The 26,143-nt window shown below is 60.7% G+C and carries 27 protein-coding genes; 12 read left to right on the top strand and 15 right to left on the bottom strand.

Going from position 1 to position 26,143, the window contains the following annotated elements:
* Window positions 1-111: 111 nt before the first annotated feature.
* A complete protein-coding gene (locus AC4CWF_RS10620) occupies window positions 112-384 on the top strand; it encodes a hypothetical protein (protein WP_491281654.1) in 273 nt (90 codons plus the stop codon).
* A 118-nt stretch (window positions 385-502) separates the two neighbouring features.
* Here AC4CWF_RS10620 and AC4CWF_RS10615 read toward each other — a convergent pair whose 3' ends face one another.
* The 4 genes from AC4CWF_RS10615 to AC4CWF_RS10600 all read right to left on the bottom strand — a co-directional run bounded on the left by AC4CWF_RS10615 (window position 503) and on the right by AC4CWF_RS10600 (window position 1,974).
* A complete protein-coding gene (locus AC4CWF_RS10615; RefSeq protein ID WP_491281653.1) occupies window positions 503-748 on the bottom strand; it encodes a DUF982 domain-containing protein in 246 nt (81 codons plus the stop codon).
* Window positions 749-971: 223 nt separating this feature from the next.
* Window positions 972-1,097: a hypothetical protein gene (locus AC4CWF_RS10610; RefSeq protein WP_491281652.1), complete on the bottom strand. Its 126-nt coding sequence runs from the start codon at window positions 1,095-1,097 to the stop codon at window positions 972-974.
* A gap of 130 nt (window positions 1,098-1,227) precedes the next feature.
* A complete protein-coding gene (locus AC4CWF_RS10605) occupies window positions 1,228-1,782 on the bottom strand; it encodes a hypothetical protein (protein WP_491281651.1) in 555 nt (184 codons plus the stop codon).
* Window positions 1,783-1,794: 12 nt separating this feature from the next.
* On the bottom strand, window positions 1,795-1,974 hold the full coding sequence (locus AC4CWF_RS10600) for a hypothetical protein (RefSeq protein ID WP_491281650.1): 180 nt from the start codon (window positions 1,972-1,974) through the stop codon (window positions 1,795-1,797).
* Between the two features lie 398 nt (window positions 1,975-2,372).
* Here AC4CWF_RS10600 and AC4CWF_RS10595 point away from each other — a divergent pair, with 398 nt between their 5' ends.
* A complete protein-coding gene (locus AC4CWF_RS10595; RefSeq protein WP_491281649.1) occupies window positions 2,373-3,017 on the top strand; it encodes a hypothetical protein in 645 nt (214 codons plus the stop codon).
* Between the two features lie 87 nt (window positions 3,018-3,104).
* Here AC4CWF_RS10595 and AC4CWF_RS10590 read toward each other — a convergent pair whose 3' ends face one another.
* The 4 genes from AC4CWF_RS10590 to AC4CWF_RS10575 all read right to left on the bottom strand — a co-directional run bounded on the left by AC4CWF_RS10590 (window position 3,105) and on the right by AC4CWF_RS10575 (window position 7,372).
* The gene (locus AC4CWF_RS10590; RefSeq protein ID WP_491281648.1) at window positions 3,105-3,878 is read right to left on the bottom strand and encodes an amino acid ABC transporter ATP-binding protein; all 774 of its coding nucleotides are present in this window, start codon (window positions 3,876-3,878) and stop codon (window positions 3,105-3,107) included.
* Window positions 3,879-3,891: 13 nt separating this feature from the next.
* Window positions 3,892-5,046, bottom strand: a complete 1,155-nt coding sequence (locus AC4CWF_RS10585; RefSeq protein ID WP_491281647.1) for an amino acid ABC transporter permease — start codon at window positions 5,044-5,046, stop codon at window positions 3,892-3,894.
* A 3-nt stretch (window positions 5,047-5,049) separates the two neighbouring features.
* Window positions 5,050-6,243, bottom strand: a complete 1,194-nt coding sequence (locus tag AC4CWF_RS10580; protein ID WP_491281646.1) for an amino acid ABC transporter permease — start codon at window positions 6,241-6,243, stop codon at window positions 5,050-5,052.
* Window positions 6,244-6,346: 103 nt separating this feature from the next.
* Window positions 6,347-7,372, bottom strand: coding sequence for an amino acid ABC transporter substrate-binding protein (locus AC4CWF_RS10575; RefSeq protein ID WP_491281645.1), 1,026 nt, complete (start codon window positions 7,370-7,372; stop codon window positions 6,347-6,349).
* A gap of 357 nt (window positions 7,373-7,729) precedes the next feature.
* Here AC4CWF_RS10575 and AC4CWF_RS10570 point away from each other — a divergent pair, with 357 nt between their 5' ends.
* The gene (locus tag AC4CWF_RS10570) at window positions 7,730-8,920 is read left to right on the top strand and encodes a cystathionine beta-lyase (protein ID WP_491281644.1); all 1,191 of its coding nucleotides are present in this window, start codon (window positions 7,730-7,732) and stop codon (window positions 8,918-8,920) included.
* On the opposite strand, the gene AC4CWF_RS10565 is transcribed toward AC4CWF_RS10570, so the two are convergent.
* Together AC4CWF_RS10565 and AC4CWF_RS10560 are read right to left on the bottom strand one after the other, a co-directional pair.
* Window positions 8,921-10,087: an FAD-dependent monooxygenase gene (locus AC4CWF_RS10565; RefSeq protein WP_491281643.1), complete on the bottom strand. Its 1,167-nt coding sequence runs from the start codon at window positions 10,085-10,087 to the stop codon at window positions 8,921-8,923.
* 11 nt (window positions 10,088-10,098) lie between these two features.
* Entirely contained in the window at window positions 10,099-10,344 is a 246-nt protein-coding gene (locus AC4CWF_RS10560) for a zinc-finger domain-containing protein (RefSeq protein ID WP_491281642.1), read from the bottom strand.
* A gap of 158 nt (window positions 10,345-10,502) precedes the next feature.
* On the opposite strand from AC4CWF_RS10560, the gene AC4CWF_RS10555 reads away from it, so the two are divergent.
* The 8 genes from AC4CWF_RS10555 (at window position 10,503) to AC4CWF_RS10520 (ending at window position 17,562) form a co-directional block, all read left to right on the top strand.
* A complete protein-coding gene (locus tag AC4CWF_RS10555; protein WP_491281641.1) occupies window positions 10,503-11,288 on the top strand; it encodes an alpha/beta fold hydrolase in 786 nt (261 codons plus the stop codon).
* Between the two features lie 83 nt (window positions 11,289-11,371).
* A complete protein-coding gene (gene cysE, locus AC4CWF_RS10550; protein ID WP_491281640.1) occupies window positions 11,372-12,196 on the top strand; it encodes a serine O-acetyltransferase in 825 nt (274 codons plus the stop codon).
* A 199-nt stretch (window positions 12,197-12,395) separates the two neighbouring features.
* Window positions 12,396-12,599: a DUF3126 family protein gene (locus tag AC4CWF_RS10545; protein WP_210105165.1), complete on the top strand. Its 204-nt coding sequence runs from the start codon at window positions 12,396-12,398 to the stop codon at window positions 12,597-12,599.
* A 264-nt stretch (window positions 12,600-12,863) separates the two neighbouring features.
* Entirely contained in the window at window positions 12,864-13,214 is a 351-nt protein-coding gene (locus tag AC4CWF_RS10540) for a phasin family protein (protein ID WP_491281639.1), read from the top strand.
* A gap of 260 nt (window positions 13,215-13,474) precedes the next feature.
* Entirely contained in the window at window positions 13,475-13,828 is a 354-nt protein-coding gene (gene clpS / locus AC4CWF_RS10535; protein ID WP_491281638.1) for an ATP-dependent Clp protease adapter ClpS, read from the top strand.
* Window positions 13,829-13,837: 9 nt separating this feature from the next.
* On the top strand, window positions 13,838-16,360 hold the full coding sequence (gene clpA, locus AC4CWF_RS10530) for an ATP-dependent Clp protease ATP-binding subunit ClpA (protein WP_491281637.1): 2,523 nt from the start codon (window positions 13,838-13,840) through the stop codon (window positions 16,358-16,360).
* 99 nt (window positions 16,361-16,459) lie between these two features.
* On the top strand, window positions 16,460-17,227 hold the full coding sequence (locus AC4CWF_RS10525; RefSeq protein WP_491281636.1) for an AzlC family ABC transporter permease: 768 nt from the start codon (window positions 16,460-16,462) through the stop codon (window positions 17,225-17,227).
* Entirely contained in the window at window positions 17,224-17,562 is a 339-nt protein-coding gene (locus AC4CWF_RS10520; protein ID WP_491281635.1) for an AzlD domain-containing protein, read from the top strand. Before AC4CWF_RS10525 ends, AC4CWF_RS10520 begins: the two co-directional genes overlap by 4 nt.
* Before the next feature lie 101 nt (window positions 17,563-17,663).
* On the opposite strand, the gene AC4CWF_RS10515 is transcribed toward AC4CWF_RS10520, so the two are convergent.
* The 5 genes from AC4CWF_RS10515 to bcp form a co-directional block, all read right to left on the bottom strand.
* Window positions 17,664-18,074 carry an NUDIX domain-containing protein gene (locus tag AC4CWF_RS10515; RefSeq protein WP_491281634.1) on the bottom strand — a complete coding sequence of 137 codons (411 nt, stop codon included), beginning with the start codon at window positions 18,072-18,074 and terminating at the stop codon, window positions 17,664-17,666.
* Between the two features lie 7 nt (window positions 18,075-18,081).
* Window positions 18,082-19,599: a DEAD/DEAH box helicase gene (locus tag AC4CWF_RS10510; RefSeq protein ID WP_491281633.1), complete on the bottom strand. Its 1,518-nt coding sequence runs from the start codon at window positions 19,597-19,599 to the stop codon at window positions 18,082-18,084.
* A gap of 174 nt (window positions 19,600-19,773) precedes the next feature.
* A complete protein-coding gene (locus tag AC4CWF_RS10505) occupies window positions 19,774-21,171 on the bottom strand; it encodes a M23 family metallopeptidase (protein WP_491281632.1) in 1,398 nt (465 codons plus the stop codon).
* Between the two features lie 84 nt (window positions 21,172-21,255).
* Window positions 21,256-22,119 (bottom strand): ferritin-like domain-containing protein, encoded by an 864-nt coding sequence (locus AC4CWF_RS10500; protein ID WP_491281631.1) that lies wholly within the window; start codon window positions 22,117-22,119, stop codon window positions 21,256-21,258.
* A 13-nt stretch (window positions 22,120-22,132) separates the two neighbouring features.
* The gene (gene bcp / locus AC4CWF_RS10495) at window positions 22,133-22,600 is read right to left on the bottom strand and encodes a thioredoxin-dependent thiol peroxidase (RefSeq protein WP_491281630.1); all 468 of its coding nucleotides are present in this window, start codon (window positions 22,598-22,600) and stop codon (window positions 22,133-22,135) included.
* A gap of 113 nt (window positions 22,601-22,713) precedes the next feature.
* Between bcp and AC4CWF_RS10490 the strand changes: the two genes are divergently transcribed.
* Window positions 22,714-26,130: a hypothetical protein gene (locus AC4CWF_RS10490; RefSeq protein ID WP_491281629.1), complete on the top strand. Its 3,417-nt coding sequence runs from the start codon at window positions 22,714-22,716 to the stop codon at window positions 26,128-26,130.
* Window positions 26,131-26,143: the final 13 nt, after the last annotated feature.

Here is a 26,143-nt window from a genome sequence, read left to right as displayed (position 1 = left end):
TGGCGTATTCGTACGTAATCATGTCTGCGGAAATATGTTTGCGGCGCCTGTCCGTTCAGTTTCCCGCAAGCTTCGTCCGCCACAACCGGAGGGGGACGGCAGGGGAAGAGCATGGCATCGACATTGCGATTGATCAGAGGCGGTTTGTACGAACCGGCCGAAAAAACAGCGCCGCCGAGCGTCGCGGACGTCAGGCGCGAGGCGGCACGGCGCCTGCGGGAGCGGGGCTATGAATGGCAGCGGGTCCGCTCGCTTGGCCTTGGTGTGCGGATGCCGCAGGAAATGCGCGATTTAAAGCTTCGGATCAGCTATGTCGTGGATGCGCTGCTGGCAGCGCCGGAAATTCCCGAGCATTTTCGAGACGATGCCTATTGGCCGGTGTAAGGCGCTACCTGCAAAATTCGCCCCAAGGCAAGTCAATGCCCCCGCATGGATGGCGTGGCGTTGCCTGTCCCGGCCATGGCAATCACACGGATTGCCGGGCCGTTTACCCCAGAAATAATTAGGCCCGGATCAGAATGCCGGCCTCCGAGGCTGCGTCGACGAAGGCCTTGCGGGCCTCTTCCGGCTTGCTCTTGCGGGCATCCACGGCGGCACAGAGGGTCAGGGCGCGGTCCAGCGCAGTGCCGTCTTCGGTCGGCCAGTCCTCGATCATCGCCCAGGCTGCAGCCTGCGTGGTGGTGATCAGGGTCTCTTCCGGCGGTTCGCCGATCAGGATTGCGACCGGTGTACTCCAGGGGGTGTTCATGGCTGTTTTCCGTTCTCACGACCGCAAGCGACGGCCGATCATCGCTGGTTAAGTCCCTTAAGTCCCATGACGCGTCATGCGCTCTCGGCGCCGTAACGGCCAGACGCGGTGTGTAGCGAATGGCTCTGCCTGTCGCAAGGCAGGCACGGACCATCAGGGCCGGATTTCACCGGACGGGTTCCGGTCCTGATCGAGGGCGGCTCAATCCAGGACATCAGCAGGTTCAGCGCTGGATGCGGGAGAAATCGATCGCAGGCCGCGGGTCGTGCCGGGCAAATTTGGCGGCAAGCGGAAGGGAAATGGCAAAGAGGACGAGGGCAAGAACAAAGGCCGTTCCGTGCAATGCCATGATATTCCCCCGTTTTGAATATGAACAAGGGATAATGTAAAGTGGTAAGCTTAACTGGACCTGAACACCCGCACCGGCGGGGAGCGATGCCCCCGCAACAGCCCTTCAGGCCGAAGTCACGACATCCCTTCTAGTCGTTACGCCCCATGTCGATTTCCTCCTGCCGCAGTTCCGCTGCGTGTTCGCGGTTGAGAGGGGTGGAAAGGGCGCTCCCGGCAAGGGGTGAGCGCCCTTTTTCGGGCGGCCGGGGCGGCAGCGCGTAACGGATCCGCACTGCCGATTGTCTTTCCTGCAACAGGTCGAGAAAACGCTGGCGCAGCTGCGGCATCTCTATGGTGCCGGCAATCCAATCGTTCATGGCGGATAAAAATTGCGGATCCGTCTCGAATGCCATGCCACTGGCATCGAGCCGCTGGATGACCTGTTCCACGATCCTGCGTCTCTTGTCCTGCGTCATGCCTGCACTGCCATGGTCGATGCTGCCCGCATCTTGAAATTGCCAGTGTCGCGCTGCCTGCTCTTCTGGAAGAGCAATTGCCTTGCACAGGCCGGAGACATTTTTGGCCACGCTGTTTGCACGGGCAAACAATGTCAAACGAATCAGCGCGTTTTCACTGTGGCGGCATTCCTTGAACGCAAATGCGGCGCCGACGTGGTGGCGGCGACAGGCAGGCGTCAAATTCACTGGGGAAATGGATTACCAGATACCGGTCTGGCGCCAGGTACAGAGGATGGCGATCACCGCGACGGCAAAGGCCACCCGCGCTGCAATCCGGATCAGGCTCTGGGCGGAAACATCTGCAAGGGGCGAAGGAATGGATGGTCCGGCAGCCTGTTCGGTTTGCCTTTTTGCGGAATCCAGTTGCACAATCGTCATGAGTACTTTGTCTCGTCCACGTTTTCCGGGCAGATTACCCGTTTCTGTTGACTATCGCGTTACATCCTGACCCGTGGCTATCGTCGGCAACAATCCTTGCTGCATCAGGCGACGACCGATCCGGATAACGCGATACCTCCCGGTGTGAAGTAGCTCGTTTTTTTCTTTTTCAATGCCATGCTAACATGAAAGCGATCCGATGCTCGTCACGTTGTGTCGCATTTTGTAACTATTCGAAAATTGATGCCCCAAAGTCACACAGTCACCATATCGTGGCTGCGCTTCTGTCAGATTTTGGATTAAAGTGGTACAGGAACGTGAGGAGGACGCGGGGAGGGCGACGCCCGGTTCGGCACATATGCCGTGCCGCAAACGAAACGCCAGAATGGGGGCTTGCCGTGATCACCCGCAAAATTCTTGCTCTTTGCGCATTCGCAGCCGCGCCGGTTCCCGTTTCAGCCGAGGAGCCGTTGCTGATCTGGACGCCGAGCAAAAGCTCCGACACATCCTATACGGCGCGGATGGGCCTTCGTATCCCGGGCTGGACGGCCGCATCGGCGGGTGTCGACATGGGTGTGACATCGGCCGTGGTCGGCGGGCCGGTGGACACGCCAGTCAAACTCTGGGGGCGGGTGCGGGCGGAGGCCTTGCAGACGCCAGCGTCCCGCTTGAGCCGAGACGTCGATTTCACGCTCAACGCGCTGACTGGCAGCGCTGCGGCGCAGATGACCTATGCGGACCGGGAAATCCTGACGCCGGATCTCGACCTGGAGGTCAGCCGGAAATACACGCTGCGTTATGATGGGGCGGCACAAAGCTGGAGCGGTCTGGACATGAACCAGGCGCTGAAGCTGTCTTATGGCGATACGGGCTCTGCAATTCAGGTGAAAGCCGGCGCCATCGACAGTTTCAAGCGGCTTGGCGGCGGCATCGCTCTCGAGCAGAAGCTCGGCAAACAGTTCACGGTCACCGGCGAAATCAATCGCGCTGCCGGAGGCGATCCGGCCGCACGGGTCAACGCGCGTTACTTCTTCCGCTGGTAACCCGCGGACAAGCCTCTCCATCCCTGTCACATGCCAAAGGGCGCACGTGGCGCCCTTTGTGTTCGTCTCGCCTGCCGATTGGAAAAATCAGTGCAGGATCTGGCTGAGGAACAGTCTTGTGCGCTCGTGTTGCGGATTGTCGAAAAATTCCGCCGGCGCGTTCTGTTCCACGATCTGGCCCTGGTCCATGAAGATCACCCGGTCGGCAACCTGGCGGGCAAAACCCATTTCATGGGTCACGCACAGCATGGTCATGCCTTCTTCGGCAAGGCTGACCATCGTATCAAGCACTTCCTTGACCATTTCCGGATCGAGCGCCGAGGTCGGTTCGTCGAACAGCATGATCTTGGGCTTCATGCAGAGCGAGCGGGCAATTGCCACGCGCTGCTGCTGGCCACCGGAGAGCTGGCCCGGATACTTGTTGGCCTGTTCGGGGATCTTGACCCGCTTCAGGTAATGCATCGCAACCTCTTCGGCTTCCTTCTTCGGCATCTTGCGCACCCAGATCGGGGCGAGCGTGCAGTTTTCCAGGATCGTCAGATGCGGGAAGAGGTTGAAGTGCTGGAACACCATGCCGACTTCGCGGCGCACTTCATCGATCTTCTTCAGGTCGTTGGTCAGTTCGATGCCGTCAACGACGATCTGGCCGGACTGGTGTTCCTCCAGCCGGTTGATGCAGCGGATCATCGTCGATTTGCCCGAGCCCGAGGGCCCGGCAATGACGATACGCTCGCCGTTTTTCACTTTGAGGTTGATGTCACGCAGGACGTGAAAATCCCCGTACCACTTGTTCATGGCGGTGATTTCAACAGCGATGTCGGTCTTGGAAGCCGGTTTTGCGGCGGGTGCGGCGTTTGCCATGTTTTTCCCCATTTTATCGTTTGTGCCCGGTGTCGAGATGCCGTTCCATAAAGGCGGAATAACGCGACATTCCGAAGCAGAAGACCCAGAACATGAACCCTGCAAAGATCAGGCCGGTCAAAGGTACGACGGGGCTGATCCAGCTCGGATCGCGGAAGTTCAGCTGTACGATGCCGAGCAGGTCGAACATCCCGATGATCGAAACGAGCGACGTATCCTTGAAGAGGCCGATGAAGGTGTTGACGATGCCGGGAATGACCAGCTTGATCGCCTGCGGCAGGATGATCAGCCGCGTCGTCTGCCAATAACTGAGGCCGAGCGATTCGGACCCTTCGGTCTGGCCCTTCGGAATGGCCTGCAGGCCACCGCGGATGACTTCCGCCATATAGGCCGAGGCAAACAGGGCCACACCAACAAGCGCGCGTAGAAAATTGTCGATCGTCCAGCCGGTCGGCAGGAAGAGCGGCAACATGACGTTTGCCATGAAGAGAACCGTGATCAGCGGAACGCCACGGATGACTTCGATGAAGACGACGCAGATCGTCTTGATGACAGGCATTTTTGACCGGCGTCCGAGCGCCAGCAGAATGCCGAGCGGCAGCGACACGGCGATGCCGACGAAGGACAGGATGAGGGTGACCATCAACCCGCCCCAGAGCGGCGTTTCCACATGCGACAGCCCGAAGCCGCCGCTCAAGAGAAAGAAGGCAACGACCGGGAAAACGACGAAGAGAAGGAGAGCGTTCAGGCCCTTCTTCGGCGCCTTCGGAATGAGCATCGGTGCCAGAAGCGCGATGAACAGCCCAAGCGTCAGCAACACACGCCAGCGCTGGTCGAGCGGATAACGCCCGAAGACAAACTGGGCAAAGCGGTCCTCGACGAAAGCCCAGCAGGCGCCGCTCCAGCCGTTCGGCTGGAGGCCGCCCTGGACCACAGTGGCGCAGACCGAACGGTCGGAGCCGACCCAGCTTGCCTGGATGAACAGCCAGTTGATGATGCCCGGCAGCGCATAGGCGAGCAATGCGATCGCAACCAGCGTGAACACCACGTCCTTTGGCGTAGCCAGAAGATTGGTGCGGATCCAGGCGGCCGAACTTCTGGAATTGTCGGGGGCCGGTTCAGGCGGCAGCATGCTGTCGCGGACGTAGGAAAGATTGCGTGTTTCCATGGTTTACCGCTCCACCAGGGCCATTTTGGCATTAAACCAGTTCATGAAGAGCGAGGTCGTGATGCTGATCGTCAAGTAGACGACGAGCCAGATGGCAACCACTTCCACAGCCTGTCCCGTCTGGTTCAGCGTCGTGCCGCCGGTTGAAACGAGGTCCGGAAAACCGATTGCGATACCAAGCGACGAGTTCTTCGTGAGGTTGAGATACTGACTGGTCAGCGGTGGAATGATGATGCGCATGGCCTGTGGCACAACGACCAGTCGCGTCGCCTGCGAGGGCTGGAGACCAAGGGCTGCAGACGCTTCCGACTGGCCTTTGGCAACACCGCCGATGCCGGCACGGATGATTTCCGCAATGAAGGCCGCGGTATAGAAGGAGAGGGCGAGATAAAGCGCCACAAATTCCGGTGCAATGACGGCGCCGCCCGACAGGTTGAAGCGGCCTTCGACAGGAATATCGAAAGTCAGCGGCGAACCGGCGGCAAGGAAACCGATGAGCGGCAGGCCGATGATCAGTCCAAGGGCTGTCCAGCCGCTGGGAAACTGCTGGCCGGTGGCCATCTGGCGCCGTTTGGCCCATTGCGAAACGGCAATCGACAGAAGCACGGCGGCGACAAAACCAATGACCATCAGGCCCGAGCCTTCACCCCAGATCGGCTTCGGGAAGGTGAGGCCGCGATTGCTGAGGAAGATGTTGAACGGTGCCTGAATGGCGTCACGCGGTTGCGGCAGTGTCGACAGAACGCCGGAATACCAGAAAAAAATGACGAGGAGCGGCGGAATGTTGCGGAAGACTTCCACATAAACGGTGCAGAGCTTTGCAATCAGCCAATTCTTCGACAGGCGCCCGAGCCCGACGATGAAGCCGATAATGGTCGCCGTCACGATGCCGCACGCGGCAATCAGCAATGTGTTCAACAGGCCGACGATAATGGCGCGGCCATAGGTCGAATCGCTCGAATAGGCGATCAGTGACTGGCCGATATCGAAGCCGGCGCGGCTGCCGAGAAAGGCGTAGCCGGAAGCCGTGTTGGACTGCGCCAGGTTGGTCGTGACGTTATGGTAGATTTCGATGATGAAGAAAGCCGTGATGACGACTGTGACGATCTGGAAGAAGAGGCTTCGAACCTTGGGATCGTAGACCAGGGATCGGAGGGTGCGTCCGCGCGTGGGCGCATTGATGGCGTGGTCTGTCATGCGTGCCAATTTCCCCGCAAGGCCTTAAGGCCGTTATTTTCTAATTATGCTAAGGGTATAGAGGCGAGGCGGCAGTGCCGCCCCGCCGGGTATCAGGATGCGATCAACGGACCGGCGGTGCGTACTGCAGGCCACCCTTGGACCACAGGGCGTTCAGGCCACGTTCGATCTTGAGGGGCGAACCCTTGCCGATGTTGCGTTCAAAGACTTCGCCGTAATTGCCGACGCCCTTGATGATGTTGTAGGCCCAGTCGTTGGTCAGGCCGAGATCGGTGCCGATCTTGGAGTCCTTTTCAACGCCGAGGAAACGCTTGACGTCAGGGTTGGTGGTGGACTTGCGGATCTCGTCGACATTGGCCTGCGTGATGCCGAATTCTTCTGCCTGGATCATCGCGTAATGGGTCCACGAGACGATATCGAACCACTGGTCGTCGCCCTGGCGAACGGCCGGTCCAAGCGGCTCCTTGGAGATGATTTCCGGCAGAACGACGTGATCATCCGGGTTCGTCTGGCCAAGGCGAACGGCATAGAGGCCCGACTGGTCGGTGGTGTAGACGTCGCAACGGCCAGCGGCGTAAGCGGCGTTCACTTCTTCGAACTTTTCGAAGACGACCGGGTTATACTGCAGGTTGTTGGCCTTGAAGTAGTCGGCAAGGTTCAGTTCGGTCGTGGTGCCGGACTGGACGCAGACGGCAGCGCCCGACAGTTCAAGCGCCGACTTGACGTTGAGGCTCTTCGGAACCATGAAGCCCTGGCCGTCATAATAGTTGACGGTGCGGAAGTTCAGGCCAAGCGCTGTGTCGCGGCTGATCGTCCAGGTGGTGTTGCGGAACAGAACGTCGCCTTCACCCGACTGCAGCGCCGGGAAACGGGTCTGGCCCGTCGTCGGCGTGTACTTGACCTTGGTGGCGTCGGCAAAGATTGCCGAAGCGACGGCCTTGCAGTAGTCGACGTCGAAACCGGTCCAGTTACCGGATGCGTCCGGCGAAGCAAAGCCGGCAAGACCGGTGTTCACAACGCACTGAACGAAACCCTTGGCCTTGACGTCGGCAAGCGTGGCAGCGGAAGCAGCCGAGGCGGCGCCAAGGACTGCCGCGCCAATCGCAGCTGACAGAATCGTCTTTTTCATTTTTCCCAACCTTTATCTCTTGTTTTTGATAGACCCAAAGCCTTGCCGCCGATCCGGGGATCAGCAACGAAAGGCCGCCCGCAAGGCCTCCCGAGACGAGCTGCCTGTATCACAGTCGGAAATATGTGCAGGGGTCAAGTCTTGCACTTTAAATTAGCGCCTCAAATCCGACAAATTGCCGTGGGTAGATGATATATTAGGCAGGGTGTCAGATTTTATGCAGCCTATGCTTAAACGAGCGACAGCGGCTCCGGTTGTAGCGCATAGGTAGCAAGCGCCGCTGTCTGCCGGGCTTGACCGGCGTCCCCTCTGCCTTCAAAACTTCGGCGGTCGTCAATACGAAAGCCGCAGTTTCCCATGAAAAACAAAGAGACCTACCTCACCGGCGCCGGTGATAACACGCGCCTTGCTCATCTCGGCCATGATCCCATGAGTTATCATGGCTTCGTCAACCCGCCGGTGGTCCACGGCTCAACGGTGCTTTTTCCCGACTGCAAGACCATGGAAAGCCGTGACCAGAAATATACCTATGGCACGCGGGGGACGCCGACGACCGATGCCTTGTGCGATGCGTTAAATGCGCTGGAAGGCTCGGCCGGCACCGTTCTGGTGCCCTCAGGGCTTGCCGCCATCAGCGTGCCGTTCCTCGCCTATCTCTCGAGTGGCGACCACGCGCTGATCGTTGATTCGGTCTACGCGCCGTGCCGGCATTTCTGCGATACGATGCTGACGCGCATGGGTGTGGAGATCGAATATTACGATCCGGCAATCGGTTCAGGCATCGAATCTCTCATTCGCCCCAACACGCGGCTCGTCCACACGGAAGCGCCGGGCTCCAATACCATGGAGATGCAGGATATCAGGGCCATTTCCGACGCGGCCCACCGGCATGATTGCGTGGTGACGATCGACAACACCTGGGCAACGCCGCTTTATTTCCGTGCGCTGGATTTTGGCGCCGATGTGTCGATCCATGCAACGACGAAATATCCGTCCGGCCATTCCGACATCGTGATGGGATCGGTTTCCGCCAATGAAAAACATTGGCCGCGCCTGCATGAGGCCACGATTACGCTGGGCATCTGCGGCGCGCCTGACGACGCCTACCAGATCCTGCGCGGCCTGCGCACCATGGGCGTGCGGCTGGCACATCATCAAAAGAGCGCGCTTGAGATTGCGCGCTGGCTTGAGGCCCGCAACGACGTTGCCCGCGTGCTGCATCCGGCGCTCGAAAGCTTTCCCGGCCACGCGCTGTGGAAGCGCGATTTCAAGGGATCGAGCGGCGTCTTTTCCTTCGTTCTGAAGGCGGATGGGCCGGAGCATTTTCGTGCGAAGGCCCATGCCTTCCTGGATGCGCTGTCGATCTTCGGGCTCGGCTATTCCTGGGGTGGTTACGAGAGCCTCGCGGTGAAGGTCAATCTCGGCGACCGCACCATCGCCAAGGCGCCGACCGAGGGGCCGGTTATCCGCCTGCAGATCGGGCTGGAGGATGTTGTCGATCTTCAGAAGGATCTGGAAGCGGGATTTGCAGCCGCTGCCGCCGTCTGATCAGACGCCGGCCTCATAACCATAGAGCCAGTCGAGATCCGCCGCGAGCGCTTGCGGCGGACGCAGGGCAAGAACGAGGTCGCGGCCGACACGCAGCGGCCCGCGCACGTGATAGGCAAAACGGTTGAACGCGCCGCGGTTTCGCACCCGCGCGATTCGGGCCTTGCGCGATGTTTCGTAGCTGGACAGCGCATCGCCAAGGGCGGGTGTTGCGGCAAGCCGTGCCGCAAGCTCCCAGCCATCCTCGATGGCCATGGCCGCACCCTGGGCTGCAAACGGCATCATCGCATGGGCGGCATCGCCAACCAGCACGATATCGCGGCCGTTCTGCCAGCGCCCGTCGCTCACCTGATAGAGCGGCCAGAATTTTCCCGATTCCATACCCGTCAGCAGTGACAGGATCTCGGGGTGCCAGCCCTTGAACTGGCGCAGCAGCATGCGCTTCTGCTCCATGCTGGCATGCACTTCCCAGGTTTCACCGGGGCTGACGCCGCTTGCGATGGCCACGACATTAAAGCCGCCGGCTTCGCGCAGCGGATAACAGACCAGATGGCACGAGGGCCCGACATAGGCCGTCACCGCCTGCGGCATCAGGAAAGACGGCGCCTTTTCTGCGGGAACGGTGCAGCGCCATGCGACATTGCGCGAAAAATCCGGCTCCGGCGCATTCTCGATTTCATCGCGTATGCTCGACCACACGCCATCGGCGCCGATGATGACATCTGGCGTGCTGCCGATCATGCTTTTGATCGAGGTGCGGCAATCCTGGCCGATCCGCTGACCCAGATGCAGGCGGCAAAGCGGGTTGTTTTCCACGGCTGCCTGCAGCACATGCTGCAAGGTCGCCCGGTGCATGACGCCGTACGGTGCGCGCCAGCGCTCACGCGCAAACCGGCCGACCGGCACATGCGACAGCTGGTGCAGCGATTTGCCCGAGGAGATCGCGATGCGCTCCGGCTCCGTCCAGACCGCCTCTAGATCTGAGAGAACGCCGAGCCGCGCCAGGATGCGGCTGGCATTGGGAGATATCTGAAGGCCCGCACCCACTTCGGCCAGATGCGGTGCCTGCTCGATGATGTCAGAGCGGATACCGCGTGCGGCAAGCGCCAGCGCCGTCGTCAGGCCGGCCATTCCGGCGCCGACAATGGCTGCATGTGTGATCGCCATGGCGTTTCGGTTCAGGCAGCTTTGACGTGGAAGGTGCAGCCGGCCGGAATGGTCTCTTCGGCCTTCAGCGCCGGATTGTAGCGATAAAGCGTCGAGCAATAGGAGCAGACTTTTTCGTTGTCGTCGCCCATGTCGATATAGATGTGCGGATGGTCGAAGGGAACGTTGGCCCCGGTGCACATGAATTCCTTCACGCCAACCTCGATGAGGCGATGTCCACCGTCGTTCTGGAAATGGGGAATACCGTGACCGGCCATGTTTGAACTCCAATGCTTGCAATCTCAACCGACATTACAGAGGCATGCCGTGAAAGTGTAGGGGGAAACATCGCCCACAGGCGGGATTTTGTCGCCTTGCCTGTTCAGGCCGGCCGCCACATGGCTTATGGTCGCGCCCGCGAAAGGAAGCCTGCCTCATGAACCTCAATGCTCCCGAATTTCAGAAATTTACCCATCAGGATCTGCAGCTTGCCTATTTCGACGAGGGCAATCCCTCCGGCGAGCCGGTGTTGCTGATCCACGGCTTTGCCTCCACCGCCAGCGTCAACTGGGTTTATCCCGGATGGCTGAAGACGCTCGCCGATGCCGGTTACCGGGTGATTGCAATCGACAATCGCGGCCATGGCGCAAGTGACAAGCCGCGTGATCCGGAAGCCTATCGCCCCTGGGTCATGGCGGGCGATGCGATTGCGCTGCTCGATCATCTCGGCATCGATCAGGCGCATTTCATGGGTTATTCGATGGGCGCGCGCATCTCGACCTTTGCAACGCTTGCCCATCCGGAGCGCGTCCGCTCGCTGGTGCTCGGCGGCCTCGGCATCGGCATGACCGATGGCGTCGGCGACTGGGATCCGATTGCCGATGCGCTTTTGGCCGCATCGCCGGACGAGATCACGCATGCGCGTGGCAAAATGTTCCGGACCTTTGCCGACCAGACGAAGAGCGACCGCGAGGCGCTGGCCGCCTGTATTCGCGGATCACGCGATCTCGTCTCGCGCGAGGATATCGCAAAAATCACGGTTCCGACGTTGATCGGCGTTGGGACCAAGGACGATATTGCAGGGTCCCCGCAGGAACTGGCAGCGCTGATGCCAAACGCCCGCGCGCTCGACATCCCCAACCGCGATCACATGCTGGCCGTTGGCGACCGGGTGCTGAAGGCAGCAGTTCTCGACTTTTACCGCGAAATTGCCGGCGGCTGACCAAGGCGCGAACGTTTCGCCGGCATTGGTGTTAGGCAAAGAATGTTCTATATACTGGCCTCTGCGCAAACGAGGATACTGCCATGTCGGCACGCACTGAAATTCGCCCCAAGGAGCCGATCGCCTCGGTCGATCCGATCTGGGATACGTTGCGGCACGAGGCGCAGGCCAGTGCCGAGCGCGATCCGCTGCTGGCGGCTTTCCTCTATTCGACGGTGCTCAACCACCGTTCGCTGGAGGACAGCGTAATCCACCGGATCTGCGAACGGCTCGATCATCCGGACCTTCAGGCGGTGCTTCTGCGCCAGACGTTTGAAGAAATGCTGGATGACTGGCCGGAATGGGGCGCGATCCTGCGCGTCGACATCCAGGCCTATTACGACCGCGACCCCGCCTGCCTGCGCTTTTTGGAGCCGGTCCTCTATTTCAAGGGCTTTCACGCCATCCAGACACACCGTCTGGCGCATTGGCTGATGAAGCGTGAGCGGCGCGATTTTGCCATGTATCTGCAAAGCCGTGCCTCCAGCGTCTTCCAGACGGACATCAATCCGGCGGCCCGCATCGGCAAGGGCATTTTCCTTGATCATGCCACCGGCTTCGTGGTCGGCGAGACGGCAGTTATCGGCGACAATGTGTCGATCCTGCATGGCGTCACGCTCGGCGGGACCGGCAAGGAAGGCGCGGACCGCCATCCGAAGATCGCAAACGGCGTGCTGATCGGCGCGGGTGCAAAAATCCTGGGCAATATCGAGATCGGCCATTGCTCGCGCGTGGCGGCCGGTTCCGTCGTTTTAAAGCCGGTGCCGCCGAAAACCACAGTCGCCGGCGTGCCGGCGAAAGTGGTGGGAGAGGCGGGGTGTTCGGAACCCTCGCGCCTGATGGACCAGATCCTGCGTTCGGAAGACTGATCACGGTTTCCAGAGGGTTTGCCTGCCGAGGGGTTGATCGGCGGTCGCAGGCGTCTATGTCGCTTGCACCGGCGGCTTTGCCGGGCGCTCGAAACCACGTGCGCGCGGACAGGCAAAGGATCATGGGCGGACGTTCTTTACTTTCGCCTTTGTCCCATGCCAAAAGCCCCGCAACGAGAACACTGACGGAGAGACACCAGTGAAAGCCGATGAAATCAAGAAGCTCGATGCCTATTTCAAGCGGGTATTCAACCCCACGATGAGCGTCCGGGCACGCCCCCGCAAGGATGATTCGGCAGAGGTCTATGCCGGTGACGAGTTCCTCGGCGTTGTCTATGTCGATGATGAGGACGATGAGCGGTCCTACAACTTCTCGATGGCAATCCTCGACGTCGATCTCTGATCGGTCAGTTGCCCTAGCGATCCTCGCGACGCTTTCTCCGGAAAGAAAATAGTGCGGTCCGGATCACGATTTCGAAAACGGCGGGCGCCTTGCGGCCCGCCGTTTTTCATGGGTTTTGGCCATCATTTTTGCGGATGCGCAAACCGGTGCCGCGGCATTTGGTCCTCGCGCATTTCTTCGCAGCTGCGGCACGATTCCACTCTTGACTTTTGCACTGCGGGATCATTCCATAAGCAAGTGGGAATGCACCCATAGGAGGCGGAAATGTTCAATCTCGATGAAGCCAGCCGGAAGAACAAGGAAGCAGTCGACGGGCTGCTGAAAAACTATGCCGAGGTGACGAAGGGCTTTCAGGCCATTGCGTCGGAAACGGGCGATTATTCCAAGAAGTCGATGCAGGAGCTGACCAGCTTCATGGAGCAGCTGATGGCTGTGCGCAGCATCGAGACCGCGTATGAGTTGCAGACCAAGTTTGCCAAGACCGCTTACGAGGCTTTCGTCGCGGAAGCGACCAAGATCGGCGGCATGTACACCGATCTGGCCAAGAATGCCTACAAGCCCTACGAGCTGCCGGCAGCGCGGGCAACGGCGGTGGTGGTGTCCAACGCCGCCTGATCCGGATAACGGATCCGATCCAGGCTTTCATGGAAACCAAAAGAACCGGTTGCGTTTCTGGCGCGACCGGTTTTTGATTCGTGCATCCATTCCAATGCAGCTTATTTCGACCCTGATCGGCATGTTCCCGAGGAATAGTGATTGCGCGATGGCGAGAGGGGCTTAAAATCGCGCTTCGACGAACTAGATAAGTGCATCTGATGTCCGGCTCCGGCTGTTCGTTCGGACGAGCTGCCGGACTGTTGGGGAATGATAGAAAGATGATCGCATTGCCGATCTACATGCAAGACGAGAAGGACGGACAGGGAGATAGCGGCAATCGCGGCACCTCGGTCATAACGCGGACCAAGGCCAAGACGAAAAAGCCCAATCTCTACCGCGTGCTTCTGCTGAACGACGATTACACACCGATGGACTTCGTCATTCACATTCTGGAGCGTTTTTTCCAGAAGGACCGCGAAGCGGCCACCCGTATCATGCTGCACGTTCACAATCACGGTGTCGGCGAATGCGGGGTCTTTACGTACGAGGTCGCTGAGACCAAGGTGAGCCAGGTCATGGATTTTGCCCGCCAGCACCAGCACCCGCTGCAATGTGTCATGGAAAAGAAGTGAGGAACCGACGTGCCAACATTTTCGCCTAGTCTCGAAAAGGCGCTGCATCAGGCACTGACCTTCGCCAATGAGCGGCACCACGAATATGCCACCCTGGAACACCTGCTCCTGGCTTTGATCGACGATGCCGATGCCGCTGCCGTTATGGGAGCCTGCAATGTCAATCTCGACGTCCTGAAGAAAACAGTCTCCGATTACGTCGATAACGAACTCGCTAACCTCATCACGGGGTATGACGAGGATTCCAAGCCGACCTCCGGCTTCCAACGCGTCATCCAGCGCGCCGTTATCCACGTGCAATCCTCCGGTCGCGAAGAAGTGACCGGGGCGAATGTGCTCGTTGCGATCTTTGCCGAACGCGAAAGCCATGCGGCCTATTTCCTGCAGGAGCAGGAGATGACCCGCTATGATGCGGTCAATTACATCAGCCACGGCATCGGCAAGCGTCCGGGCGCCTCCCAGGTGCGCCCGCCGCGTGGTGCCGAAGACAGTGATGCGGATGCAAAGCCCGGTCGCGAGCAGGAAGAAAGTTCTGCCAAGAAGCCTCAGGATGCGCTGAAGGCCTATTGCGTCAATCTGAACGAAAAGGCCGTCAATGGCCGGATCGACCCGCTGATCGGTCGTCATCAGGAGGTGAACCGCACCATTCAGGTGCTGTGCCGCCGCTCAAAGAACAACCCGCTTTATGTGGGCGATCCCGGCGTCGGCAAGACGGCCATCGCGGAAGGCCTTGCCAAGCGCATTGTCGAAGGCAAGGTGCCGGAAGCGCTGGCGGATGCCACCATCTTCTCGCTCGACATGGGCACGCTGCTCGCCGGCACCCGTTATCGCGGTGACTTCGAGGAACGTCTGAAGCAGGTGGTGAAGGAACTGGAAGAGTTTCCGGGCGCCGTTCTCTTCATCGACGAGATCCATACGGTGATCGGTGCCGGTGCGACGTCGGGGGGCGCCATGGATGCGTCGAACCTGCTGAAGCCGGCGCTGTCTTCGGGCGCCATCCGCTGCATCGGGTCCACCACCTACAAGGAATACCGCCAGTTCTTCGAAAAGGACCGGGCACTCGTGCGTCGTTTCCAGAAGATCGACGTCAACGAACCCTCCATCGATGATGCCATCGAGATCATGAAGGGCCTGAAGCCGTATTTCGAGGAATATCACAAGCTGCGCTATACCAACGAGGCCATCAAGGCCGCGGTGGAACTGTCGTCGCGTTACATTTCCGACCGCAAGCTGCCGGACAAGGCGATCGACGTGATCGACGAGACCGGTGCGGCGCAGATGCTGCTGCCGGCCTCCAAGCGTCGCAAGCTGATCACCGAAAAGGAAATCGAGGTCACCATCGCCACGATGGCGCGCATTCCGGCGAAAACCGTCTCCAAGGACGATGAGGCCGTGCTGGCAAACCTTGAAAAGGAACTTCGTTCGGTCGTCTACGGGCAGGATGCCGCCATCGAGGCGCTATCGACAGCGATCAAGCTGGCGCGTGCCGGTCTTCGCGAGCCCAACAAGCCGATCGGCTCCTACGTGTTCTCAGGCCCGACGGGTGTGGGCAAGACGGAAGTGGCAAAGCAGCTCGCCTCGTCGCTCGGCGTCGAGCTTCTGCGTTTTGACATGTCGGAATATATGGAGCGGCACACGGTATCGCGGCTGCTCGGCGCACCTCCCGGTTATGTCGGTTTCGACCAGGGCGGTCTCTTGACCGATGGCGTCGACCAGCATCCGCACTCGGTCGTGCTGCTCGATGAAATCGAAAAGGCGCATCCGGATATCTACAACATCCTGTTGCAGGTGATGGACCATGGCTCGCTCACCGACCACAACGGCAAGAAGATCGACTTCCGCAACGTCATCCTGATCATGACGACGAATGCGGGCGCATCGGAAATGGCAAAGGCTGCCATCGGCTTTGGCTCTTCCAAGCGCACCGGCGAAGACGAGGAGGCGTTGAACCGCCTGTTCACGCCGGAATTCCGCAATCGTCTCGATGCAACGATCCCGTTTGCGCCGCTGCCGACCGACGTTATCCATCAGGTCGTGCAGAAGTTCGTCATGCAGCTGGAAAGCCAGCTTTCGGAACGCAACGTGACCTTCGACCTGCACCAGGATGCCATCGCCTGGCTTGCCGAGAAGGGTTATGACGAGCGTATGGGCGCGCGCCCGCTGTCGCGCGTCATCCAGGAGCACATCAAGAAGCCGCTCGCCAACGAGATCCTGTTCGGCGCGCTGCGCAAGGGTGGCGTTGTCAAGGTGACGGTGGGAACGAAGCCTGACGGGACCAACGGGTTGATCCTCGAATCGATTGCCGAGGCAGCACCCGTGAAGCCCAAGCCGGAAGCCGAAGTGGAAGCCGTCGAAGAGGACGGTACGACGGCCAAGGCAAAACCTGGCAAGGCAAAGGCTGAGCCGAAGTCACCGTCGTCCAAGGGCAAGGCCGCAAAGGCCCGGTCCGAGGCCGAGGCGGACGTGCTGACCGAGGAGAAGGAAAAGCCGCGCAAGGGCTCGACCGTTCCGCGGGTGCCGAAGACGAAATGATCGATCCGATCTGACAATTCTGTGCCGGGGCTTCAAAAAGCCCCGGCATTGCCTTTTCTGCGTGCCGGTCGGTTGCGAACGGCCATACCGGACAATTCGATGCCTCCTTCCGATCCTGACGTGCGCTCCAGCGTCTCCTGGTTTTTTACCGGCATGCGCGGCATTACCTCGCTGCCGGCGCTCATCCTCATGACATCCTTTGTCGGCTTCAGTGCCTTTGCGCTGGAATCGGGTATCACGCGCAGCCAGGCGGTGTTCATGACGCTGTCGGTCTGGGCGCTGCCGGCCAAGATGATCCTCATCGGCACCATGGCCGGTGGCGCGCCGCTGGCGGCAAGTTTTCTTGCCGTCACGCTCTCCTCCATCCGTATGATGCCGATGGTTGCCTCGATCATGCCTGATATGAAGAACGAGAAGAGCCCGACATGGCTTCTGCTCTTCCTGTCGCATTTCGTCGCGATCACCTCCTGGGTGTTTGCCATCCAGCATCTGAACGCTGTGCCGCGAGACAAGCGCACCGCCTATTTCGCCGGTTTTGCCATCACGCTGACGCTGGTGAACGCCGTCATCGTCGGGGTCTGCTACGGCATCGTGGCGCAGTTTCCGCCTGTCGTCGCCGGCTGCCTGTTCATGCTGACGCCGGTTTATTTCTTTGCCTCGATCTGGGCTTCGGCGCGCCATTCGGTGGTGAAACTTGCCTTCGTCATCGGTGTGGTGATGGGGCCGGCGATGGCGCTGATCGAGCCGGAATTCGATATTCTCTATGCGGGCGTCGGCGGCGGAACCGTCGCCTATCTCATCGACCGCTTTTTCGTGCGCCCGCGCCGCGCGGGCTTGCGCGAGACTCGGCTGGAGGAGGGACCATGAACAGCGAAACCTGGTGGTGGACTTATCTTGTCATTATCGTCGCCGGCTGGCTTGCAACCGATCTCTGGCGCTGGCTCGGCGTCCTCGTCGGCAACCGACTGGATGAGGATTCTGAAGCATTGCACTGGGTGAGGGCGGTTGCTACAGCACTTGTGATGGCGGTGACGGCAAAACTCGTCGTTTTCCCAACCGGTACGCTTGCCGGCTCGCCGCTCTGGCTGCGGCTTGCAGCGCTGGGGCTGGGATTTGTAGCTTTCCTGCTCGCAGGCCAACGCGTCATCGTCTGTGTTGCGGTCTCGATTGCAACCCTGTCGGCCGGCCTGCTGTTGCTCTGATTTTTTCAGGTGGCCTCTTATCGGAGGGACGCATCGGAGAGGCGCCCGGCGACGCTCATGTTCGCCGGGACGCAATCGGCGTTATGACCGCCCGTCCGATTTTAGAGATGTTTCAGTGCGTCGCGCGCAAATGCCGACAGCGGCTGCGGCAGGTCGTCGGGCGCAAACCAGCCCATGGCCGAGAGCTTGTCGGGCTCGGTCAGTTGCGCTTCGCCGGAAAAGTCGGAGGTTACGTAGATCATTGACAGCCAGTGCTGGCGGTCGGCCTCGATGCACTGTTCGCTGACGCAGAGGAAATCGACGGGACCGATGGAAAGGCCTGTTTCCTCCTCGGCCTCGCGGCGTGCCGCGTCGGCCGAGTGTTCCATATGGTCAATCTTGCCGCCGACGATGTTCCAGAAGCCGGCCTCTGGCGCTTTGACACGCTTGTAGAGAAGGATACGCCCATCGTCGCGGCGGATCAGAAGACCCGCCCCAACACCTGGAAAATCAGATCCCGGCCTTGGCGACATCGGCTTTTCAGCCCTTGGCGCCGGCAACGATCAGCATGAATGCGGGAATGTCGTCGCCGAAGCCAACAGGCGTCGGGCCGTCATCGTGGTCGCGGTGATGACGCTGGCGGCGTTCGCGCTGGTCATCATTGGCGGGGCTCTGCTGGCGCACCGCATTGCGGGCACCGTGCTGGGGCTTGCGATTGTCCGCCTTGGGCTGCTGCTCAGTATTCACGCTATCCGTCCTTGCTTCGATGATCGTGGTCGCTTCTTCGATGAGGGCCGGAGTTTCCGGCTGGCGGACCTCCGCCTTCGGAACTGCGGAACGACGTCCGCGGCCCCGGTCCTTGTCGCGATCACGGCCCTTGGAGCGGGGGCGGTCGCTGTCCTGGCTTTCCATCGGCGCGGGAAGTGCCGAGATGTCGCCGTCCTGCCATTCGATTTTGTTGCCGATCAGCTTTTCGATGGCATCGAGAAATTTTGTGTCCGTCTTGGTCACCAGCGTGAAGGCGCGGCCAGAACGGCCGGCGCGACCGGTGCGGCCGATACGGTGGACATAGTCTTCCGCATGGATCGGCACGTCGAAATTGAACACGTGGCTGACGTCTGGAATGTCGAGGCCGCGGGCTGCAACATCGGAGGCCACCAGAAGGGTAATCGCATTGGCCTTGAAGCCAGCCAGCATATCGGTGCGCGAACGCTGGTCCATATCGCCATGGAGGGCACCGACGGAAAAACCGTGGCGTTCGAGCGAGCGGAACAGATCCGCCACATCCTTCTTGCGATTGCAGAAGATGATGGCGTTCTTCAGGTCGTCCTGCGCACGGATGAGATCGCGCAGGATGGCGCGCTTCTCGTAATCCTTGTTGTGCGAGGCAACGAGACGCTGCGTGACGGTGAGAGCCGTCGAGGAGGGCTTTGCCACCTCGATACGCTCCGGGTTCTGCAGGAAACGATCGGCCAGCTTCTGGATTTCCGGCGGCATGGTGGCCGAGAAGAACAGGGTCTGGCGGGTGAACGGGATCATCTTGGCGATGCGTTCGATATCCGGGATGAAGCCCATGTCGAGCATGCGGTCGGCTTCGTCGATGACAAGAATTTCAACGCCGGTCATCAGAAGCTTGCCGCGCTCGCAATGGTCGAGCAACCGGCCGGGGGTGCAGATCAGAACGTCTGCGCCGCGCTCCAGCTTGCGGTTCTGCTCCTCGAAGGAGACACCGCCGATGAGAAGAGCCACGTTCAGCTTGTGGTTCTTGCCGTATTTTTCAAAGTTTTCTGCAACCTGGGCTGCCAGTTCGCGCGTCGGCTCAAGAATGAGCGTGCGCGGCATGCGTGCCCGCGCTCGGCCCTTTTCGAGGAGTGTCAGCATCGGCAGCACGAAGGATGCCGTTTTGCCTGTCCCGGTCTGCGCGATGCCGCAGATGTCGCGACGCTGCAGGGCAGGCGGAATGGCGCCAGCCTGGATCGGCGTGGGTATCGTGTAACCCGCGTCAGTGACGGCAGAAAGGACTTTCTGGCTCAGGCCAAGATCAGCAAATGTGGTCAAAGAAAAAACTATTTCCGTTCCGGTTCATGAAGAACGCTGTGAGTCGGAACCGCTTGGCGTCCGACGATGGGCGCGACATAGGCGCAATATGGCCTAAAGTCAAGAAAACAGCGCTGTAAGCGGCCGGATTGGTAAATCCGCCCGCAATAAAGATCAAACTGGAACACGTTCAGCTCATTTCAAGTAGGTCGTCAGCTTCATCCCCGCGTTGAGGAAGTGAACGGGGTCTGTCGCCTCGCCATCACGGCGCACCTCGTAATGTACGTGCGGGCCGGTGGAGCGCCCGGTCGAACCGGCCCTTGCGATCGCGTCTCCACTTGCCACCATGTCGCCTTCGGAGACGAGAATGCGCGAAAGGTGGCCGTAGCGGGTGGTGATGCCGTGGCCGTGGTCGATCTCCACCATGTTGCCGTAACCGCTGTTGTAACCGGCGGTGATCACCCGGCCGGCACCGGTTGCATACACGTCGGTCCCGGTTTCTGCCTGGAAGTCGACGCCCGCATGCAGCGCAAGCCGGCCGAGAAACGGGTCGATGCGATTGCCGAAACGGCTGGTGATCTCGTGTCCGGGGGCGGGGTTGCCATAGGGGAGGGCGATGGCTGTCTGGCGAACGGTTTCAAGCCGCGTCAGGGCGGTGTCCAATTGGTCAAGCTGGTTGTCGAAGGGGTCGGTTACCGCAGGCTCCACAAAGGGACCGCCAATGCCGCCCGTTGACCCGCCGGCCGGTGCCACAGTCTGCGTGCCGTCCGCGGGCGCCTCTGCCGACGACGGCTGGAGCGAAACTCCGGTGCGCCGCATGATGGCCGCCATTGCGTCTGCCGTCTCCTCGGCGTTTTCGGTGAGACCGCGGATGCGCGCCAGTTGTTCCTGCTCAATGGTCTTCAGCGACCGCGTGACTTTGGAAACTGCGCGGCTTGCCCGTTCCGCCACACCTTCGCCGGGCAGGGGTTGGTCGCGAAGAGGCACGAAGCCGAGCGTGGCCGGGGCGCCGTTCGGCCCCGCCGCCGGCGTGGTTTCCGGCATGATCAGCCGCTCGATGGCTTTCAGCGCCCGGTTTCTGCCCGCCGGATTTTCGCTCGTGTTATGCGGCTGGTAGGCCTGGGCGAGACCTGTCTCGGCAAGCGGCTCGTCACTGGCAAGCTCGTGTCCGTTGAGAGGGGGGAGGCCTGAGGCTTCGGCGCGTTGAACAAGGTTGCCAAGCTTTCCATGCCTGGAAAAAAGCGTTTCCTGCTGTTCGAGAAGCAGCTCCACCTTGTCTTCCACCAGTTTGCGGTCGATCAGCTGACGTGACGTGATCCGGTCGATCTCGGCGCGCAGCGTTGAAATGCGACCCTCATAGTCGTGCTGGATGCGTGCCTGCCTTGCCATCGAGGCGCCGATCAGGTCGTCGCGGAAGACGAGATAGGTGGTGGCGGCGAGATAGGCGATGGAGAGAACGCCAAACAGCGTTACGCCGCCCGCGACCATCCAGGGGCGAAGGGTGACATGACGCACGGTGTTGCCGGATGCCAGGATGAGAACGGGTCTTGTGGCTTTCCTGCCAAAGACGCTGTTGTCGCCAGCCTTCGCCACGTTCGTCTCCCAGCCAATCCTTAAGGGCCTTCTCTTTAGAAGATTAGAACCTGTTAAGGTTAACGAAGCGTTACGTGGTGTGTATCAGGCGTTGCTGGTGGCCGTCAGTGCCCGGTAGAAGGAGGGTGTGAGGCCGGCTTCGGCGCGGGCGAGATCGTTGAACGGCGGCTTCAGCGCGCCGCGGAAATTGGCCCGCACGAGATTCCGGAACGTGGCTGCCGGATCCTTGCGTTCACGCGCGCAAAGGAAGCGGAACCACTTGGCGCCGATGGCGACATGGCCTTTCTCGTCGGTGTAGATGACGTCCAGCACGGCGGCCGTTTCATGGTCGCCGGTCTCGCGCATCTTGGCCTGCAGCGAGGGCGTTACGTCAAGCCCGCGGGCCTCAAGGATCAGCGGCACCACGGCAAGGCGTGCGGTCAAATCATTGCGGGTGGAATGGGCAGCCTGCCATAGGCCGTCATGGGCGGGCATGTCGCCATAATCGGCGCCGAGATCGTTCAGCCGCTTGCGCACCATGCGAAAATGTTTGGCCTCCTCGAACGCCACCTGCATCCAGCCATCGAAAAAGGAATTCGGCACCGGCTCTGTTGCGTAGCGGGCAACGATATCGAGCGCGAGATCCACGGCATTCAGCTCGATATGGGCAATGGCATGGAGGATTGCGATGCGGCCCTTGACCGTGTGCAGCGACCGCTTTTCGACCAGCTTCGGCGGCACCAACTCCGGCTTTGCCGGGCGGCCGGGGCGGTCGGCAAGCGGTGGATCGAGTGGGGAGCGGAGCGACAGGCGCCGCTCGAACCAGCGGGTGGCCGTCTGCTGCGCCAGTTCCGTTTTCACGTCGAGATCGGCCGACGAAATGGCAAGGATGGCGCCGGCACGCAGCGACGATACCGGCGGCAGCGGGATTTTTGGGGTGTCTTCTTGTGGGAGCGGGGCCTCTGTCATGGCCCCGTCCTTGTCACAAGGCCTTCACCGCTTCAAGCACTTCCTGCGCATGGCCCTCGACCTTTACCTTCGACCAGACGCGGGCGATCGTGCCATCGGCTGCGATGAGGAAGGTGGATCGCTCGATGCCCATATAGCTCTTGCCGTACATGCTCTTCTGCTTCCAGACGCCATAGGCATTGGCCGCCACCTGTTCCTCGTCGGCCACGAGCGCCACCGTCAGATTATGCTTCTTCACGAACTTGTCGTGCTTGGCCGCCGAATCAGGGGATACACCGATCACGGTGGCGCCCAGTTTTTCGAACTCGGCGGAAAGGGCCGTGAATTGCAGCGCCTCGGTGGTGCAGCCGCTGGTGTCGTCCTTGGGGTAAAAGTAGAGAACCACCGGTTTGCCCGACAGGGTCGACAGCGTGATTTCACCGCCGCCATCGCGGGGGAGGGTAAAATCCGGGGCTGGCATGCCGCTTGCTAGTTCCGACATAGTTTTCCTTTCTTTCGCCTGCATGTTGGGTAATTGTCGCCGCAATCGATATATACTGGCGCGACATTGGTCCAGATCACCCGAATCACGGGTGAAGCACGCTTTGGAGAAACATGGCGGAAATCAGAGGGGAAAAGGTCAGCTTCCGCCGGAAGGATCTGGTGGCGCTGCATGAGCTTCCCTCGGCGCAGGCGCATGATCCGCTGATCGTGCACTGCCCGCGCGAGCGTTCGCGTGCGCAAGGTATCCTGCGCTTCTGTCTGCTGTTTTTGGCCCTTTGTGCCGGTGCGGTGGTAAGCGGCTTTTTTGCCATCGAAACAGGCACCATTGACGGCGCGCTTAATGCGCGCGCGCAGAGCGCACTCTCCAACGCCATCGGCAATCGCTACAGCGCAACGGTCGGCTCCACCGCCATCCGCTTCGATCATGATTTTCGCCTGGCGCTCGAAGCCCGGGACGTCGATATCGTTGAGGTCGCGACCGGCGAACACCTGACGCGCACCGCCGCCATCCGCCTTGCCATCGATCCGCTGGCGCTGATCAGCGGTCGCGTCACCATCCGCCGAATGGAGGCCGACAATATTTCGCTCGATACGGCGCTCCTGCCATCAGGCGATCCGATGGACCTGTCGAAGACGCGTGTCGACCGCTTGCCGGCAGCGCTCGAACAGGCGTTCCAGCGGCTGGACGAGGCGCGCGGCATTATCGAGCGCACCGGAACCGGCCTTGTGCGCATCAACGGCATCAACATCCAGTTTCCGCCGGACCGTGAAGGCAAGGTTTCCACGCTTCTCATCAATGACCTGAAGCTGACGCTGACGCAGGAAGGCCTGGTGGCGCTGACCGGCATCATGGAACTGGATGGGCGGCGTGCTGATCTCAATGTGCAGGCAACCGCCGTCAATGGCGTGACGCGAGCCCTGAAAGCGCACGTGGCCGGCCTCGACATGACGCCCTTCCTGCTGCAGCGCATGCCCGATGGTGCGCCGCGCGAGGGTCTTCAGGGTGCCATCGACGTCGATATCAACGCGACACGCGATACGCAGGAAACCGAGCCGGTAATCGAGGCGAGCATTCACCATGCGCCGGGCTTTTTCTATTTCGATGGCGTCGGTCAGGAACTGTCGGGCGCGGAAATCCACACCGCCTATGATTTCACCCGAAATTCCATAGAGATCCGGCCGTCGAAATTCCGCTTTGGGCCGACCGTCCTGCCGCTGACCGGCGCCATCGTCGATCTCGACCGGCTGAATCCTGCGGAAAAGCGCCCCGGTTTTGGCCTCAGCACGCTGATCAGCGGCGGTCATGCGCAGGCCGCCAATGGCGGCGAGGAACCGGTTCTGTTCGATCTCACAGCCAGCGGCCGTTATTTCTCGGCCGACCGCGTGCTCGAATATGATGACATGAAGGTTTCGAGCCCCGCCGGTCAGATGGCGGGCTCGCTGAAGGTGCATTTCCCCGGCGTCGTCTCGCCGGAAATCAGTTTTGGTGCGCAGTTGCCGCGCATGGATGTGGCCGGCGTCAAGCAGCTTTGGCCGTTCTGGATGGCGCGCAAGGCGCGCGACTGGGCCGTCGCCAACATGTTCGGCGGCACTGTCACCAATGGCTCGATTTCGGTTTTCATCCCGGCCGGGCGGATGCATGGGCCGGGCATCCCCCTGCAGCTCGACAGCAACGAACTGAACATCGTCTTCGACATTGCCGATACCCGGCTGACCCTTCCCGGAGACCTGCCACCGGTGCGCGATCTCGTCGGCCATGTAGATGTGCGTGGCGAACGTATCGAGGTGGGGGTGAAAAAAGCAGCGTCCTATTTTCCCTCCGGACGCAGCGTAACCGCAGACGGCGGCAAGTTTGCCATTGCCTCCACCTACACACAGCCGCTGATGGCCGATCTTGCGCTCGACGTGTCGGGTTCTGCCGATGCGCTGGCGGAACTTGCAAGCTTCAAGCCGATCGAAGGCCTGAAGAATACGCCCTTCAAGCCCGAAGACTTCAAGGGGGATGGCCGCGCGGCAGTCAAGGCCCGCTTTGGCCTGGTCAGCGCCCAAAATCCGCCCAAGCCCTCCTTTTCGGCCAATATCGATCTCCTGAACGTTGATGTCGGCCAACCGATTGCCGGGCGAAAGATTGGCAATCTGGAGGGTGATCTCGATATCGACGGAAGTGCTGCCCGTCTCTCCGCCAAGGGCACCATCGATGCCGTTCCGGCGCAGATCAAGCTTGTCGAGCCGATCGGCAAGACGTCGGAGGTGGCGCGAGACCTGCTGGTCACGGCATCGCTCAACAATGAGCAGCGGGAAAAACTGGCGCCCGGCCTGTCCGATATCATCAACGGCACCGTGGGCGTGGAGGTCAAACGCATCGATGATGACCGGCAGAGCGTCAAGCTCGATCTCGGGCGCGCGGTGCTGTCCGTGCCGGGGGTTGGCTGGACGAAGGGAAGCGGCATTCCGGCAACTGCTGCGTTCGAACTGAGCGAAAAAGACGGCGGCGCCGATATTCATGGGCTGGATGTGACCGGCGATGGTTTTGGCGTGCGCGGCGACCTGAAGATGGGGAGCGGCGGGCTGGTCTCTGCCGATTTCTCGCAGGTCCGCCTGTCACCGGCCGATGACCTTGCCGTGTCCGTGCGACGATCCAAGGGCACGTATGATATTTCCGCCTCCGGCAAGGCCGCCGACCTGCGTCCCGTTCTCCAGCAGATCCGTGCCCAAGGCGGCGGCAGTGGCAGCGGCAGTGGCGGCAAATCCTCCGGCAGCGCACGCGTGCGGGCAAAACTCGACCGCGCCATCGGCTTCAACGACGAAAGCCTCGGCAATGTCGATTTCTCGCTTTCGCTGCGCGAGGGCAAGCTGAGCGCGGTGGACTTGAATGCGGTGACCGGTAGCGGACAGGCTGTTGTGGCCCAGACGGCCGGCAGCGACGGCGGTGAAGTTATCACATTGACCAGTGGGGACGCCGGTGCGCTTGTGCGTTTCGCCAATCTCTACGATCATATGCGCGGCGGATTGCTCAACATTCGCCTCAACAACGAGGCAGCCGGCGACATGAGCGGGTCGGTCGATATCCGCAGCTTCTCGCTGGTGAACGAAAACCGCCTGCAATCCATCGTCTCCACGCCGGTTGGCGAAGACGGGCGAAGTCTCAATTCCGCAGTCAAGCGCGACATCGATGTCAGTTCGGAAAAGTTCCAGCGCGCCTTTGCCCGCGTGGTTTATCGCGGCGGTGCGCTTGGTGTTGAAAACGGCGTGGTCCGCGGCGAGCAGATCGGCGCCACGTTCCAGGGCATGCTGCGCGATGCCGCGGGCAATATGGACATGACCGGAACCTTTATGCCCGCCTATGGCCTCAACCGGCTGTTTGCGGAATTGCCGATCATCGGTGCCATTCTCGGCAATGGCCGCGACCGCGGACTTTTGGGCATCACGTTCAAGGTCGTGGGTCGCTTCGACCAGCCGAAACTGACGATCAATCCCCTGTCGATCATTGCGCCCGGCGTTTTCCGCCAGATCTTCGAGTTCCAGTAAAACGTGAACGTTG

The sequence above is a fragment of the Neorhizobium sp. PAMB6630 genome, assembly GCF_058242775.1.
Note: the sequence above shows the minus strand (reverse complement) of the source record. Positions and strands in the feature narration are given on the sequence as shown.

Bases quoted from the DNA above. Each gene is read 5' to 3' on its own strand.
- AC4CWF_RS10620 (WP_491281654.1), top strand. From the start codon at position 112: ATGGCATCGACATTGCGATTGATCAGAGGCGGTTTGTACGAACCGGCC.
- AC4CWF_RS10615 (WP_491281653.1), bottom strand. From the start codon at position 748: ATGAACACCCCCTGGAGTACACCGGTCGCAATCCTGATCGGCGAACCG.
- AC4CWF_RS10610 (WP_491281652.1), bottom strand. From the start codon at position 1,097: ATGGCATTGCACGGAACGGCCTTTGTTCTTGCCCTCGTCCTCTTTGCC.
- AC4CWF_RS10600 (WP_491281650.1), bottom strand. From the start codon at position 1,974: ATGACGATTGTGCAACTGGATTCCGCAAAAAGGCAAACCGAACAGGCT.
- AC4CWF_RS10590 (WP_491281648.1), bottom strand. From the start codon at position 3,878: ATGGCAAACGCCGCACCCGCCGCAAAACCGGCTTCCAAGACCGACATC.
- AC4CWF_RS10585 (WP_491281647.1), bottom strand. From the start codon at position 5,046: ATGGAAACACGCAATCTTTCCTACGTCCGCGACAGCATGCTGCCGCCT.
- AC4CWF_RS10580 (WP_491281646.1), bottom strand. From the start codon at position 6,243: ATGACAGACCACGCCATCAATGCGCCCACGCGCGGACGCACCCTCCGA.
- AC4CWF_RS10575 (WP_491281645.1), bottom strand. From the start codon at position 7,372: ATGAAAAAGACGATTCTGTCAGCTGCGATTGGCGCGGCAGTCCTTGGC.
- AC4CWF_RS10570 (WP_491281644.1), top strand. From the start codon at position 7,730: ATGAAAAACAAAGAGACCTACCTCACCGGCGCCGGTGATAACACGCGC.
- AC4CWF_RS10565 (WP_491281643.1), bottom strand. From the start codon at position 10,087: ATGGCGATCACACATGCAGCCATTGTCGGCGCCGGAATGGCCGGCCTG.
- AC4CWF_RS10560 (WP_491281642.1), bottom strand. From the start codon at position 10,344: ATGGCCGGTCACGGTATTCCCCATTTCCAGAACGACGGTGGACATCGC.
- AC4CWF_RS10555 (WP_491281641.1), top strand. From the start codon at position 10,503: ATGAACCTCAATGCTCCCGAATTTCAGAAATTTACCCATCAGGATCTG.
- cysE (WP_491281640.1), top strand. From the start codon at position 11,372: ATGTCGGCACGCACTGAAATTCGCCCCAAGGAGCCGATCGCCTCGGTC.
- AC4CWF_RS10540 (WP_491281639.1), top strand. From the start codon at position 12,864: ATGTTCAATCTCGATGAAGCCAGCCGGAAGAACAAGGAAGCAGTCGAC.
- clpS (WP_491281638.1), top strand. From the start codon at position 13,475: ATGATCGCATTGCCGATCTACATGCAAGACGAGAAGGACGGACAGGGA.
- AC4CWF_RS10525 (WP_491281636.1), top strand. From the start codon at position 16,460: ATGCCTCCTTCCGATCCTGACGTGCGCTCCAGCGTCTCCTGGTTTTTT.
- AC4CWF_RS10520 (WP_491281635.1), top strand. From the start codon at position 17,224: ATGAACAGCGAAACCTGGTGGTGGACTTATCTTGTCATTATCGTCGCC.
- AC4CWF_RS10515 (WP_491281634.1), bottom strand. From the start codon at position 18,074: ATGTCGCCAAGGCCGGGATCTGATTTTCCAGGTGTTGGGGCGGGTCTT.
- AC4CWF_RS10500 (WP_491281631.1), bottom strand. From the start codon at position 22,119: ATGACAGAGGCCCCGCTCCCACAAGAAGACACCCCAAAAATCCCGCTG.
- bcp (WP_491281630.1), bottom strand. From the start codon at position 22,600: ATGTCGGAACTAGCAAGCGGCATGCCAGCCCCGGATTTTACCCTCCCC.
- AC4CWF_RS10490 (WP_491281629.1), top strand. From the start codon at position 22,714: ATGGCGGAAATCAGAGGGGAAAAGGTCAGCTTCCGCCGGAAGGATCTG.